The following is a 13,940-nucleotide window of genomic DNA, read 5'->3' on the forward strand; positions in this document are numbered from 1 at the left end:
GTCGCGGCGGCGAACCGCCGCTCCTACAAGGTATCCAGCTGTCTTGAGTGTGGGAGCGGGCTTGCCCGCGAAGAGACCCCCGCTCAGTGCCCGACTTGCGCCTGTTCCCCCCCAGCACCGCGGGGCTCTTCCATGCGCCTGAACCAGGTCGAGAGCAAGGCCCCGGAAATGTTGTGCCAGACACTGAACAGCGCGCTGGGCACCGCCGCCAGCGGTGAGAAATGCGCCGCTGCCAGGGCCGCGCCCAGGCCCGAGTTCTGCATCCCCACCTCCAGCGCCAGCGACTTGCGCTGCGCCAGGGGCAGCTTGCACAGCTTGCCGGTCAGATAGCCCAGCAGGAAGCCGAAGCTGTTGTGCAGGATCACTACCGCCATGATCAGCAGGCCGGACTCGGCGATCTTCGCCTGGCTGGCCGCGACCACCGCGCAGACGATCATCACGATGCTCACCACCGACACCAGTGGCAGCACCTGCACCGCCACCTGTACGCGCGCGCCGAGCAGCTTCTGCGCCAGCACGCCGAGCACGATCGGCAGCATCACCAACTGCAGGATCGACCAGAACATGTCCATGAACGAGACGGGCAGCCAGGCCGAGGCCAGGAACCAGATCAGCGCCGGGGTCAGCAAGGGGGCGAGCAGGGTGGTTACTGCGGCGATGGCCACAGCCAGTGCCAGGTCGCCCTTGGACAGCCAGACCATCACGTTCGAGGCGGTGCCGCTCGGGCAGCAGCCGACCAGGATCACGCCCACGGCGATTTCCGGTGGCAGGTGAAACAGTTGGCACAGCAGCCAGGCAACGCCCGGCATGATCACGAAATGCGCCACCACCCCCAGCGCCACGCGCCAGGGTTGACGGGCGAGGGCGGCGAAATCGTCGAGCTTGAGCGTAAGCCCCATGCCGAACATCACCAGCCCCAGCAGCGGCACGATGGCCACCTTCAGGGCGATGAACCATTGCGGTTGCAGGTAGGCCAGGCAGGCGAACACCAGGACCCAGAGGGCGAAGGTGTTACCGACGAAACGGCTGAAGGCGGCGAGGGCACGCATGGGGGATTCCTTTTCTATTTATAGCTTTGTGGCATTCACTGACCTCTTCGCGGGCTTGCCCGCGAAGAGGTCGGTACTGGCGACAACACAACCACCCCAGCACCGGCCCTTCAACTTGAATCAGACCCCCTGCGGAATCTCTTCCCCACCCAGGGCCTCGAACAGCACCGGCAGGAATTCGTTGAGGGTCATCATCATCAACAGGAAGCTTGCGTCGAACTGTTGCGCGGCTTCGTCGCCACCATCCTGCTCGGCCTGCTCCTGCAGCAGTTCCTCGAATTTCAGGCGCTTGATCACCATCTTGTCGTCGAGCACGAACGACAGTTTGTCCTGCCAGGCCAGGGCCAGTTGCGTGACCAGCTTGCCGGTGCTCAGGTGCAACTGGATTTCCTCGCTGGCCAGGTCCTGGCGCTTGCAGCGCACGATGCCACCGTCTTCGGCGGTGTCGCGCAGCTCGCATTCATCCAGTGGATAGAAGCCTTCGGCAGGCTGCTGCGACTTGACCCAGTCGGTCATGGTCGCGGTCGGGGCGATCTTCACGGTGGCCGGGCGCACCGGCAGCGAACCCATGACTTCACGTAGCGTGGAGAGCAGGTCTTCGGCGCGCTTGGCGCTGGCCGAGTTGACCAGGATCAGGCCCTGGCGCGGGGCGATGGCAGCGAAGATCATCGAGCGGCGGATGAAAGCACGCGGCAGGAAGGCCTGGATGATCTCGTCCTTGATCTGGTCGCGTTCCTTCTTGTAGACCTTGCGCATCTGCTCGGTCTCGATCTCTTCGACCTTCTCCTTGACCGCATCGTTGACCACGCTGCTGGGCAGGATACGTTCTTCCTTGCGTGCGGCAATCAACAGGAATTCACCGCTGACGTGCACCAGGGGAGCGTCTTCGCCCTTGCCGAACGGAGCGACGAAGCCGTAAGTGGTCAGCTCCTGGCTGGCGCAGGGGCGGGCCGGCTTGCTGGCCAGGGCGGTCTCCAGCGCTTCAGGCTCGAACGGGACATCCTGGGTCAGGCGGTAGGTCAGCAGGTTCTTGAACCACATGAGGGGGAATCTCTCCTTAATGCATAAGGCGGGCATTATTCTCCGAGCAGTGGTTGCAGGCCAACCCTGTCAGAGGGCCAGCAGTGACTTATTCATAGGTCTTTGAAAGATCAGATAAAAAATTTGAAAAAAGTGCTTGCCAGGGTACAGGGTCCTCCGTAGAATGCGCGCCACACCGAGACGAAGGGTGATTAGCTCAGCCGGGAGAGCATCTGCCTTACAAGCAGAGGGTCGGCGGTTCGATCCCGTCATCACCCACCACTCGATGTATAGCGCAGCGGTAGTTCAGTCGGTTAGAATACCGGCCTGTCACGCCGGGGGTCGCGGGTTCGAGTCCCGTCCGCTGCGCCATATTCCAGCTTCCAGGGCCCACTGAACACCCGGAAGCCACAAAGAAAGCGACCTTAGGGTCGCTTTTTTTGTTTGTGCCTCGCAAAACGCCCCGGGGGCTGTCGGTCGACAGTCCCCGGGGCGTTTCAGCTTCAGGGTTTGGCCACGTGCCAGACCTGGCCGACACCTTCGCCGGTGGTATCGCCCGGCTTCTGATCCTTGACCCAACTGTACAGTGGCTGGTCTTTGTAAGCCCACTGCTTGCTGCCGTCGTCACGGGTAATCACGCTGTAGCCATCGGCGGCCAATTCTGCGCACATTGACCGTTGCACGCCGACTTGCCAGCGCTGTCCTTGGTGAAGGTGTAGAGGGTCAGGCCTTTGCTGTCGACCAGGACCTTGCCAAGGGCGCTGTCGCCGACCTTCGCGGGGGCGTCCGCTAAGGCCAGGCCAGACACGCAGGTCAGAGCCAATGAAAGAACGAGTGCGCTTTTCTTCAACATGAGAGATACCTCTGGCGGTTATTCGAATCTGTTCGGGGGAATGATGGCTTTATGCATCGGCCATGCAGGAACAACGCCTCGGTGTCGGCTTCTATTCCCGTGTTCGATGAATATTTTTCCCGTCCCTCATGCCGCCCTGGGTCAGCAGGCACGCCGGGTTCGCATCTACGCCTTCAACTCGCTGGCCCATTGCGTCAGAATCCCCCTACACGCCGGATGCAGCCAGCAGGCCGCGCGCCGGCTCTACCTTGCAAGCAGAGACCGACCATGCAGGATGCCAGCACCTCTCCAACGCCCACGCCGTCGACCCCACTGCTGGGTATCGACCTGGGGACCACCAACAGCCTTATCGCAGTCTGGCAGGACGGCAAGGCGCAGCTGATCGCCAACGCCGTGGGCGAGGTGCTGACGCCGTCGGTGGTCAGCGTCGACGACGATGGCAGCATCCTGGTGGGCAGCGCTGCCCGCGCCCGGCTGACCACCCATCCCCATCGCACCGCTGCGGCCTTCAAGCGCTACATGGGCAGTGACAAGCGCTTCGAGCTCGGCGAGCACCGTTTCACCCCCGAAGAGCTCTCGGCCCTGGTGCTGGGCGCGTTGAAGCAGGATGCCGAAGCGTATCTGGGGTGCCCGGTCAGCGAAGCGGTGATCTCGGTGCCGGCCTATTTCAGCGACGAACAGCGCAAGCGCACGGTCTTCGCTGCGGAGCTGGCGGGGCTGAAAGTGCAGCGCCTGATCAACGAGCCGACCGCGGCCGCCATGGCCTACGGGCTGCACGAGCAGAAGTTCGAGCGCACCCTGGTGTTCGACCTGGGCGGCGGGACCTTCGACGTCACTGTGCTGGAATACGCCTTGCCGCTGATCGAAGTGCATGCTTCAACCGGTGACAACTATCTGGGGGGCGAGGATTTCACCGAGGCCTTGCTCAATGCCTGCCTGCGCGACTGGAACCTCAGTGCCGAAGCCCTGGAGCCCCAGGCGCTGTCGAGCCTGCATGATGCGATCGAGCAGCTGAAACGCGAGGTGGGCGAGGGCAGCCGCACCCTGAACTGGAGCGGCGATGGCCAGGCCCGCGAATGGGTGCTCGACCAGGCCCGGTTGCAGTCGATCTGGGCGCCGTTGCTGGCACGGGTACGGACCCCCATCGAGCAGGCCCTGCGTGATGCGCGCCTGAGCCCGCGCGAACTGGACAGCCTGGTGCTGGTCGGTGGGGCCACGCGCATGCCGCAGATCCAGCAACTGGTTGCCAAGCTGTTCGGCCGCCTGCCGTATCGCCACCTCGATCCGGACACCATCGTCGCTCTTGGCGCCGCCAGCCAGGCAGCCTGCAAGGCGCGGGATTCGGCGATCGACGAGTTGATCCTGACCGACGTCTGTCCTTACACCCTGGGGGTCGCCTCGTCCCGTGGCGAGGAAGTGTCCGGAGCCTTTACCCCGATCATCGAACGCAACACGGTGATCCCCACCTCGCGTGTGCAGCGCTTCTACAGCAGCCATCCGGAACAGAAAGTGGTGCGCATCGCCGTGTACCAGGGCGAGCGGCCATGGGTGCGCGACAACATTCTGGTCGACAGCTTCGAGATTCCATTGCAGCCGACCGGCCAGGTGCAGTCGCTGGATGTGCGCTTCAGCTACGACATCAATGGCCTGCTCGAAGTGGACGTGACGTTCCTCGAAACCGGGCACAAGCACAGCCACAGCATCGACCGCAGCCCGACCGGGCTGGACAGCGACGCCCGCCAGGCCAGCCACGAGCGCCTGGCGAGATTGAAGATTCACCCGCGCGACGCCTTGCCCAACCGCACCCTGCTGGCTCGCCTGGAGCGCGCCTGGATGCAGAGCCTGGGGGATGAGCGCGACCTTATCGGCAGTTGGCTGGATGCCTTCAATGCCGTGCTCGCTGGCCAGCAGGCCAGCGAGATCAGTCGCCAGCGCCAGCAATTGAGCCAGGCGCTGGACGAGCTGCGCTACTGATCAGGGATGGTTCAGGCGCCGCAGGGCCACTTGCAGGCCCAGTTGCAACTGATCGGGGTCGTCCGGTGAAGGGCCATAGCGGTTGGCCAGCTTGTCGCCGGGTAGCCCCACCAGAAGCAGCGGTGCGAATGGCAGCAGGCGGCTGACGGCCAGCAACCCCACCAGTGCCCAGACGCCCTGGCCCAAGTCGCGCAAGCGCCGCAGGAAGGATGTCAACAGCAGCAATACGACAAGGGTCCAGAGCATCGGGCTCTTGGTCGCGGTGGTCAGCACCGTGCCCGCCAGCAGCAGCACGATCACGTGGGCGATCAGGTCGCTGCGATTGAGACGGCTGTCCAGGCGCCAGAACGCCCAGGAGGGCACCGGCTTCTGGCTGACGCGAGCCATCAGCAGACGCTCGGCGCGGGCCAGTATCGCCATGCTGGCGCAGCGCAGGCCGGTGTCCTGGTCCGGATCGTCCTTGGCTTTCTGCAGGCGCATCAAGGCGCGGGTGCCTGGCGGGGATGCGGATTTGACTAGGTGATTGAAGGCGTCGAGGATCTCGTTGAGCAGCTTGCCGTCGACCTTCTCTTCCTGCTCCACCGCTTGGCGCGGCGGGCGTTTGACCTTGCCGGCGATCAGGCCGTCGCGCAGCGGAGCGAACCAGGGGCTGTCGTTGTTCAGTGCCTCGAGGCGATCGCGCAAGCGGGCGCGCTGTTGAGCATCGAGCTCGGGGTCGTGGTACAGCACGGCGCACAGCAGCATGTAGCCCAGTGGGTGGTCGTCGAGGGTGCCAACGTCTTCCTCCAGGCATTCGAGCAGGCGGACCGCGCCGGGCAGGCGAGTGCTGCCGAACACGTAGCCCAGGGTTTGCAGGCGGCTGGCAACCAGGGCCTGCATCGGGTCGCGATCGTCCATCCAGCCGAGCAGGGCATTGTGTTCGTTGAACTGAGCCTGACGGGCGATCAGCACCTTGTGCAGGGGGGCGAACGGATGGTCGCTCGGGTAGGTGAGCTGGGCGGCCAGTTGCGGTGGCGCCAGGTCCAGCCAGCGTTGCGGCTGTTGCGCCGTGGCCAGCATGAACAACTGCTGGCGATGCCAGTTCCACAGCGCTTCGCCCTCGACCATCGGCGGCAGCTCAATGCCGTTCAGTGCCAGTTCTTCCATCAGCACCAGGCCGAACGGCACGGTGAACATGCGGCGCATGTCGAAATGCTCGTTCAGCTCGCCCAGCGCTCGGGGCGAATAGACCCGCATGCGCCGCAGCCACTCGCGGCAGGCCGGGTGCAGTGCGTCGGACTTGAGCGCCTCTGGCAGTTCCACAGGCCCCTCGTCACGTGCGCAGTACTCCGCCAATGCACGCGCCACCGGTGAGTGTTCGAGCCAATGCAGTTGCTGCGCAGCCTGGCGCTGGAAGCCCTCGAGGATCAAGGCATCGAGCGGGTCGTTGCCCAGGCGCTCATCGACAATGGTGCGCAGCAAGCCGGCTTCACCGCGTTGCAGGGCCCAGGCCTGCCAGTAGCGGCGGTGCAGTTCGCGATCTTCCTGGTTGGGCAACAGCCAGGCGAGCAGCGGCAGTTCGTCGTCGCCGTCCAGGCGCCAGTCGATGTAGGTGGCGGCGATGCCCTCAAGGCCCAGGCGCGAGGCTTCGGACCAGCGCGCCAGTGTCTGCGGCGACTGTGCCGGGCTGCCCAAGACCTGTGCCGGATCGGCCAGGTCGGCGGGCCAGGTCTCGGGTGTGCTCTGCTGGTCGAGGGCCTGGATCAGCAGGGGCAGGCGTTGCGGCTGGTAGCGTGCGCAGAGGTCGAGCAGCCAGCGTTCGGCCTGCGGGTGGCGATGTTCGCGCCACAGCCGTAGCCAGCAGTCCAGGGCTTGCTGCTCGGCGCCCAGGGCGTCGGCCTGGCGGGCCAGCAGGAACAGCAGGTCGACATCGTCCGGCGCCTGCTGGTGCTGCAACTGCAGGCGTGCATGCAGGGTGAGGCTGCCGATGCCGACCTGGCTGAACTGTTCGGTCAGACGCTGGACCAGGTGTTCGTCGTCAGGGAACGCCACGCAGGTGTGGTACCCGGCGAACTGTGCGTACTCGAACAGCGGGCGCTCCTGATGGTAGTAGCCAAGGCTGCGGAAGTACCAAAGGGTTTCCAGTTGCGCGGCGGGCGACCAGCTGTGCATCAGGCGGGTGTCGAACGGATCGGGCTCCTCGATGCGTTGCAGGAAGGCTTCTATCTCCTGGGCATCCTCCGGCGCCAGGCGCAGCAACTGCTCGGCCCAGCCCATGCGCCGGGCCAGCAGGCGCGCGCACTGGTACGAGATCGGTCCGCAGTTGCGCAGGTTGTGCAGCAGTCGCCAGCTGAGGTCTTCCAGTTGCTCCAGGGGCAGTTCGTCGAGCTGGGCGATGTAGTCCTGCCAGGCTTGGGGTTCGTAACGGCGAGTGGAGTCTTCGAGCAGTGCATGGAACGCCTCGAAGGCTTCGCTGGTGGACGCTTCGCTCTGCCCGTCGGCTGCTTGCTGCTCGGGTGCCGCGCCGGTTTCGGCGTGTTCACGGGCCAGGCGCTGCGCTTCTTCGTAGGCGGCGCGCAGGGCCTGGAAGCCTTCGGGGTCGGTTTCCGGATGGTGCGTCGGCAGGCGGCCGCGGTAGGCCTGGCGGATGGTGTCGAGGTCCTGGGTCGGCTCGATGCCCAGGCGAATCCAGCAACTCATGACCAGCAGTCCTCTTCCAGTGATGCCGGGCGTTCCGGCTCGGGCAACGGCAGCTCCCAGGGCAGGTCGGCGAGCAGCGCGTTGGCGCCGATCCTCAGGTTCAGGGCAATGCAGCGATTCCAGTGTTCGTTGCCTTGGCGCTCCAGGTTGGCGGCAAAGGTCTCGTCGCTGCTGTCGGAGACATTCCACAGCGCCTTGCCGAACAAATACCCGGCGATGTAGCTATCCCAGCGGTTGTAGTAATGGCGAGCGCGCAAGGCCAGGCGATAGTGCAGGTAGAGGCTTTCGTCGCGGCTAATATGGCCCTTCTTCACACCGGCGCGCAGCAGAAAACTCATGCGTCCGATGTCCCAGGCGCGGGTTCCGCCCGGGCCGCAGTCGGGAAAGGTGCGTGCGGCGTAGCTGTACTTGACCCGGTCACGTGGCGTCAGGGTTGCGAGCAGCGCCTGCCACTGGCTTGGCAGGCAGCGCTGGAACTGCCAGTAGGCGTTGCTCATCTCGCTGGCGTGGCCGTTGTCGGCCATGCCGAGCACGTCGAGCAACTGGGCACGGGTGCTGATGCCCCAGCCGCTTTCCAGGTCGGTCTGGTCTTCGCCTTCGAAGTACTCGGCGGCGGTGTAGCTGGCACCGTTGAGTGCGGCCATCGGGGCGGAGAGGGCGTGCAGCCAATGCTGTGCGGATTCGTCCATGAAGAGTGTCCGGGGCGAGGGGTGTGGCGCGATTGTAGAGAGGCAGCAAGGGGGCCGTCTACGCAGGCCTCAACGCCGGCCTTCTTCCGCTCGCAGCGTCAGCACTTCATAGCCCTGCTCGGTCACCGCGACCGTGTGCTCCCACTGCGCCGACAGCCCGCCATCGCGGGTGATCACCGTCCAGCCATCTTTCAGCGTGCGTGTGCCGCGGGCGCCCTGGTTGATCATCGGCTCGATGGTGAACACCATCCCCGGCTTGAGTTTCAGGCCCATGCCGCGTTGGCCGTAGTGCAGCACCTGCGGCGCTTCGTGCATCTGCCGGCCGATGCCGTGGCCGCAGTACTCGCGCACCACGCTGTAGCCCGCCGCCTCGGCGAACTGCTGGATGGCGTGGCCGATATCGCCCAGGGTGGCGCCGGGGCGCACCTGTTCGATGCCTTTCCACAGCGCCTCGTAGGTGGTGTCGACCAGGCGCCGGGCTTCCTCGCTGATTGCGCCGATGCGGTACATCTTCGACGAGTCGGCAATGTAGCCGCCCTGTTCCAGGGTGATGTCGATGTTGATGATCGAGCCTTCCTGCAGCACCTCGTCAACCTTGGGCATGCCATGGCAGACGACCTGGTCCACCGAGGTGTTCAGCGAATAGGGGAAGCCGTACTGGCCCTTGCTCGCCGGGCGCGCCTTGAGCGTCTCGACGATGAAGGCTTCGGCGCGGTCGTTGATCTGCATTGTGGTCACCCCGGCGCGGATGAAACCGTCGAGGTCGGCGAACACCTGTGCCAGCAACTGCCCGGCCCTGCGCATCAGTGCCAGCTGCTCCGGGTTCTTGAGTATCACCTCGCTCATTGCAGCAGCTCCTTGAGATTCGCTTGTTCCTGACGCAACAGTTGGCGCAGCAGTTCCTGGTAAGTGGCCTGGGGATGCAGTTCGGCAAGCATGCCGATGCGGATCCAGTGTTCGGCCTGGGCGTTGATCGAGCGCGACATCGCGGCGCTGGCGATGCGCAGGTCTTCGTGGAGGTCGTCGCAGATCTTGACGATGCCCATGGGGAGTCTTCCTGGTATATGAAACGTATGCGGATCATATAGTCGGTTGGGCGTCGTGTCATCTTCTGGTGCGCGGGGGCATCAAGACGGGGCGGATATCGCGTCGATGTTTTCGCGGGTCGACCCGCCCCCTGTGGGCTGCGCAGGCCTGTGGGCGCGGGTTTGTCCGCGACATGGCCACCGCCATCGCGCAACTGGCCCGCAAATTGCTGATTCAGCTGCATCCGGACCCCTCAACGCCGAGGGGCCCTACATCTTCACGACAAAGGCGCCGTGTTACCCGCTTGCCCTGCAGGCCGGGTAGCCGGCGCCTTTTGCGTTTTCAGGGAGACCGCCCATGAGCAGCAGCGAGGTGCGCAGCGTTTGCCCGTATTGCGGGGTCGGGTGCGGCATCGTCATGACCGTGGCCGAGGGCAAGGTCACCAAGGTCAGCGGCGACAAGCAGCACCCGAGCAACTTCGGACGCCTGTGCACCAAGGGCCTCACCGCACACCTGCCACTGTCCGCTGCCGGGCGCATGGAGCACGCTTTCTTGCGCCAGCAGCGCAGCCAGCAGCCGGTGCGCACGGGCATGGACGAGGCCATTGCGCAATCGGCCGCGCGCCTGCGCGCGATCATCGACCAGCACGGGCCGGATGCCGTGGCGCTCTATGTGTCAGGGCAGATGTCGCTGGAGGCTCAGTACCTGGCCAACAAGCTGGCCAAGGGCTTTATCCGCACGCGCCATATCGAGTCCAACTCGCGGCTGTGCATGGCCAGTGCCGGCAGCGGCTACAAGCAGTCGCTGGGCGCCGACGGCCCGCCGGGCAGCTACCAGGATTTCGAGCGTGCCGAGGTGTTCTTCGTCATTGGCGCCAACATGGCCGACTGTCATCCGATCCTGTTCCTGCGCCTGCTCGACCGAGTCAAGGCCGGGGCCAGGCTGATTGTCGTCGACCCGCGCCGCAGTGCCACCGCCGACAAGGCCGACCTGTTCCTACAGGTGCGCCCGGGCAGTGATCTGGCCCTGCTCAACGGCTTGCTCTACCTGCTGCACGAGAACGGCCACACCGACAGCGATTTCATCGCCCGCCACACCGAGGGCTGGGACGACATGCCGGCCTTTCTCGCCGACTATACCCCCGAGCGGGTCGCGGCCCTGACCGGCCTTGCCGAGGCCGATATCCGCCAGGCGGCTGCCTGGATCGGCGGGGCGTCGGAGTGGATGAGCTGCTGGACCATGGGCCTCAACCAGAGCATCCATGGCACCTGGCACAGCAACGCGCTGTGCAACCTGCACCTGGCCACCGGCGCGATCTGCCGTCCTGGCAGCGGACCGTTCTCGCTGACCGGCCAGCCCAACGCCATGGGCGGCCGTGAAATGGGCTACATGGGCCCAGGCCTGCCGGGCCAGCGTTCGGCGCAGGTGGCGGGCGACCGTGCTTTTGTCGAGCAGCAGTGGGGCCTGGCGCCGGGCGCGCTGCGCAGTGAAGGCGGTGAAGGCACGGTGGCGCTGTTCGAGCAGATGAAGGCCGGGGAAGTGAAGGCCTGCTGGATCATCTGCAGCAACCCGGTGGCCAGCGTCGCCAACCGCCAACAGGTGATCGACGGCCTGCACGAGGCGCAGTTGGTGATCGCCCAGGACGCTTTCCTCGACACCGAGACCAACCGCCATGCCGATATCCTCCTGCCTGCCGCGCTGTGGGCCGAGGGCGAGGGTGTGATGATCAACAGCGAGCGCAACCTCACCCTGATGCCGCGTGCAGTCGCAGCGCCCGGCGAAAGCCTTGAGGATTGGCGCATCATTGCCCGCATCGCCTGTGCCATGGGCTATGCCGAGGCGTTCAGCTATGCCGATGCCGAAGCGGTGTACGACGAGATCCGCCGTTTCTGGAACCCCGCCACCGGCTATGACCTGCGCGGCATCGGCTACGCCGAGCTACGCGACAAACCGCGCCAGTGGCCAAGCGCCCCCGGACGCGCGGACGACCGCAGCCCGCTGCGCTATCTCAACGACGGCAGCAGCCAGGCGCTGCTGCATGACGCCCAAGGCGAGCGACCCGCGCTGGCCTTTCCCACGCCCAGTGGCAAGGCGCGGTTCTTCGCCCGGCCCTGGCTGGCGCCGGCCGAGCTGCCGGATGCCGACTTTCCGCTGGTGCTCAACACCGGCCGCGTGCAGCACCAGTGGCACACCCTGACCAAGACCGGCAAGGTGCCGAGCCTGAACAAGCTCGAGCCCGGTCCCTTCGTCGAGATTAATCCGCAGGACGCCCGACGCCTGGGCATCGCCGACAAGGACCAGGTGGCGATTCGCTCGCGCCGCGGCCAGGCCGTGCTGCCGGCACGCATCAGCGAGCGGGTGCTGGTCGGCAACTGCTTTGCCCCTTTTCACTGGAACGACCTGTATGGCGAGCAACTGGCGATCAACGCCGTGACCTGCGACGCCGTCGATCCAACTTCCCTGCAACCGGCCTTCAAGCATTGCGCCGTGACCCTGGAGCGGGTTGCGGGCGAACGCATCGAGGCACTCGAGCTGCCCTGCGCGATCCCTACGGAGCCTGCCACCATGCCCACCGACACCCTGTCTCGCCTGCTCGGCCTGGACAGCCTGCCGGCCCCCGTCCTGGCTGACGAGGAGCGTCATTACCTGCAGGGCTTCCTGCTCGGCCTTGGGCAGGCGCGTACACCGGGTGTGCCCAGCCTGCCGCCCGGTGCGCCGCTGGCGCCCGCCAGTCGGCTGTTCGTCGATGGCTTGATCGCCGGCCTGTTCGCCCAGCCGGTGGTGGCGCCGGTCGCCATGGCTGAGGTCGCCCGGCATCGGGTGCTGTGGGCCTCGCAGACCGGCAATGGCGAGGTGCTGGCCGAGCGCTGTGCGGCCCATCTGCGCGAAGCGGGCCTGGCGGTCGAGCTGAGCTGCATGGATGCAGTCAGCCCCGGCCAATTGCGTGGCGCCGCCAGCGTGCTGCTGATCACCAGCACCTTTGGTGACGGCGATGCGCCTGACTGCGCTTCGGCGTTCTGGCAGGCGCTGCAGGGCGAGGAGGGGGCGCAGTGTGCGGCACTGCCCTTCGCCGTGCTGGCGCTGGGTGACTCCAGCTACGACCAGTTCTGCGGCTTTGGCCGCAAGCTCGACCAGCGCCTGGCTGAACTGGGCGGCCGACGTCTGCTCGATCGGGTCGATTGCGAACCGGACTTCGACCCATCGTTCGCCGCCTGGCTGCAGGCGTTGCTGCCGCTGCTCGGGCCGACGGCCGAAGCGCCCGTCATACCCCCGCCGGCGCGGGTGTTCGGCAAGCAGCAACCCTGCCTGGCTCCCATCATCGAGAACCGTGTGCTCAATGCGCCCGGAGCGACCAAGGAGACACGCCAGGTGGTGTTCGACCTGCAAGGCACCGGGCTGGTCTACGAGGCAGGCGATGCGCTGGGTGTCTGGCCGCGCAACTGCCCGGCGCTGGTCCAGGAGCTGCTCGGCCTGATGGGGCTCGATGGCCAGACGTGCGTGCAACTGCCCGACTTGCCGACGATGCCGTTGGCCGAGGCGATGGAGCGGCATCTGGAGATCGCCCGGGTCACGTCGCAGCAGCTTGCCGCCTTCAGCCAGGCGCCGCAGGCAGGTGAACTGCGTCGGCTGCTGCTGCCCGAGCACAAGGCCGAACTCAAGGAGTGGCTGTGGGGGCGGCAGTTGGCCGATGTGCTCGCGGCATTCGCGCCGCAACTGTCACTGGAAAACTGGTTGGCCCTGCTCAAGCCGTTGCAGCCACGCATGTACTCGATCAGCTCCAGCCCCAAGGCCCATCCGCAGCAGGTGCACCTGACCGTTTCAACTGTGCGCTATGGCCAGCGCAAGGGCGTGAGTTCAAGCTTCCTCGCCGACCGCGCCGAAGCGCTGGAGGTGGCGATCTTCCCGCAGGTCGCGCGGCATTTCCGACTGCCGGACGACGATGCTACACCGCTCATCATGGTCGGCCCTGGCACGGGTATCGCGCCGTTCCGAGCCTTTCTCGAAGAGCGCGAAGCCCGCGGTGCGACCGGCGGCAACTGGCTGTTCTTCGGTGAGCAGCATGCTGCCTTCGATTTCTATTACCGCGAGCAGTTGCAGGCCTGGGAGGCCAGCGGTCATCTGCGCTTGAGCACGGCGTTCTCGCGTGACCAGGCCGAGAAGCTGTACGTGCAGCAGCGCATGCTCGAACAGGGCGCCGAGCTGTGGCAGTGGCTGGAGGCAGGGGCGTACTTCTACATCTGCGGCGATGCCCAGCGCATGGCCAAGGATGTCGATGCTGCGTTGCGCCAGGTCGTGGCCGAGCACGGGCGGATGAGCGCCGAGGCGGCAGCGGCTTATGTCGAGGGATTGGGCAAGAACAAGCGTTATCGACGCGATGTGTATTGAGTGCACCGGGATGGGGAGGGGTGCACCGGCTTGAGGCGTTGCCGCGTGCGGCGCTGTCGCCGGACACGCCCGCTGCCACAGGTCGCGCAACGCTGCATACCCCGCAGGAGCGGGCTTGCAACCCGACAGCGCCAGCACCCATTCCGACCTTGGCACGCTCCCTGCTTTCAACGGTTTACAACACAGCCCCACTGATCAACGGCGATCAACAGGGGCCTCACACTGATGAGTACAGGCAAAGGCGCCTGGAGCTTCGGCTCCAGG

8 protein-coding genes, 2 tRNA genes and 1 pseudogene are annotated in these 13,940 nt (G+C 65.7%); 4 read left to right on the plus strand and 7 right to left on the minus strand.

All coding sequences use genetic code 11. From position 1 onward, the window contains the following. Nucleotides 1-83: 83 nt before the first annotated feature. Nucleotides 84-1,049 (minus strand): bile acid:sodium symporter family protein, encoded by a 966-nt coding sequence (locus tag HU729_RS22445; protein WP_186711598.1) that lies wholly within the window; start codon nt 1,047-1,049, stop codon nt 84-86. A gap of 120 nt (nt 1,050-1,169) precedes the next feature. After that, nucleotides 1,170-2,090 (minus strand): recombination-associated protein RdgC, encoded by a 921-nt coding sequence (rdgC, locus tag HU729_RS22450; protein WP_054890921.1) that lies wholly within the window; start codon nt 2,088-2,090, stop codon nt 1,170-1,172. 185 nt (nt 2,091-2,275) lie between these two features. Here rdgC and HU729_RS22455 point away from each other — a divergent pair. Continuing rightward, nucleotides 2,276-2,351 (plus strand) — tRNA-Val (locus HU729_RS22455). A 13-nt stretch (nt 2,352-2,364) separates the two neighbouring features. Further along, a tRNA-Asp gene (locus HU729_RS22460) sits at nt 2,365-2,441 on the plus strand. Nucleotides 2,442-2,572: 131 nt separating this feature from the next. On the opposite strand, the pseudogene HU729_RS22465 reads toward HU729_RS22460, so the two are convergent. Continuing rightward, nucleotides 2,573-2,922, minus strand: a pseudogene (locus tag HU729_RS22465) (hypothetical protein). 267 nt (nt 2,923-3,189) lie between these two features. Here HU729_RS22465 and HU729_RS22470 point away from each other — a divergent pair. Then, on the plus strand, nt 3,190-4,896 hold the full coding sequence (locus HU729_RS22470; RefSeq protein ID WP_186667102.1) for a molecular chaperone HscC: 1,707 nt from the start codon (nt 3,190-3,192) through the stop codon (nt 4,894-4,896). On the opposite strand, the gene HU729_RS22475 is transcribed toward HU729_RS22470, so the two are convergent. The 4 genes from HU729_RS22475 to HU729_RS22490 form a co-directional block, all read right to left on the minus strand. Beyond that, nucleotides 4,897-7,575 (minus strand): DUF805 domain-containing protein, encoded by a 2,679-nt coding sequence (locus tag HU729_RS22475; protein WP_186667099.1) that lies wholly within the window; start codon nt 7,573-7,575, stop codon nt 4,897-4,899. Continuing rightward, entirely contained in the window at nt 7,572-8,264 is a 693-nt protein-coding gene (locus HU729_RS22480) for a DUF1266 domain-containing protein (RefSeq protein WP_186667097.1), read from the minus strand. The genes HU729_RS22475 and HU729_RS22480 overlap by 4 nt, the downstream gene beginning before the upstream one ends. A gap of 69 nt (nt 8,265-8,333) precedes the next feature. Next, nucleotides 8,334-9,110 (minus strand): type I methionyl aminopeptidase, encoded by a 777-nt coding sequence (gene map / locus HU729_RS22485; protein ID WP_186711599.1) that lies wholly within the window; start codon nt 9,108-9,110, stop codon nt 8,334-8,336. Then, a complete protein-coding gene (locus HU729_RS22490; RefSeq protein ID WP_054890915.1) occupies nt 9,107-9,310 on the minus strand; it encodes a ParD-like family protein in 204 nt (67 codons plus the stop codon). The genes map and HU729_RS22490 overlap by 4 nt, the downstream gene beginning before the upstream one ends. 337 nt (nt 9,311-9,647) lie before the next feature. On the opposite strand from HU729_RS22490, the gene HU729_RS22495 reads away from it, so the two are divergent. After that, the gene (locus HU729_RS22495) at nt 9,648-13,676 is read left to right on the plus strand and encodes a bifunctional nitrate reductase/sulfite reductase flavoprotein subunit alpha (RefSeq protein WP_186711600.1); all 4,029 of its coding nucleotides are present in this window, start codon (nt 9,648-9,650) and stop codon (nt 13,674-13,676) included. Nucleotides 13,677-13,940 lie beyond the last annotated feature (264 nt).

It is taken from the genome of Pseudomonas sp. RW10S2, from assembly GCF_014268985.1.
GTDB classification, from domain to species: Bacteria; Pseudomonadota; Gammaproteobacteria; order Pseudomonadales; family Pseudomonadaceae; genus Aquipseudomonas; species Aquipseudomonas wayambapalatensis.

Bases quoted from the DNA above. Each gene is read 5' to 3' on its own strand.
- HU729_RS22490 (WP_054890915.1), bottom strand. From the start codon at position 9,310: ATGGGCATCGTCAAGATCTGCGACGACCTCCACGAAGACCTGCGCATC.
- map (WP_186711599.1), bottom strand. From the start codon at position 9,110: ATGAGCGAGGTGATACTCAAGAACCCGGAGCAGCTGGCACTGATGCGC.
- HU729_RS22470 (WP_186667102.1), top strand. From the start codon at position 3,190: ATGCAGGATGCCAGCACCTCTCCAACGCCCACGCCGTCGACCCCACTG.
- rdgC (WP_054890921.1), bottom strand. From the start codon at position 2,090: ATGTGGTTCAAGAACCTGCTGACCTACCGCCTGACCCAGGATGTCCCG.
- HU729_RS22445 (WP_186711598.1), bottom strand. From the start codon at position 1,049: ATGCGTGCCCTCGCCGCCTTCAGCCGTTTCGTCGGTAACACCTTCGCC.
- HU729_RS22495 (WP_186711600.1), top strand. From the start codon at position 9,648: ATGAGCAGCAGCGAGGTGCGCAGCGTTTGCCCGTATTGCGGGGTCGGG.
- HU729_RS22480 (WP_186667097.1), bottom strand. From the start codon at position 8,264: ATGGACGAATCCGCACAGCATTGGCTGCACGCCCTCTCCGCCCCGATG.
- HU729_RS22475 (WP_186667099.1), bottom strand. From the start codon at position 7,575: ATGAGTTGCTGGATTCGCCTGGGCATCGAGCCGACCCAGGACCTCGAC.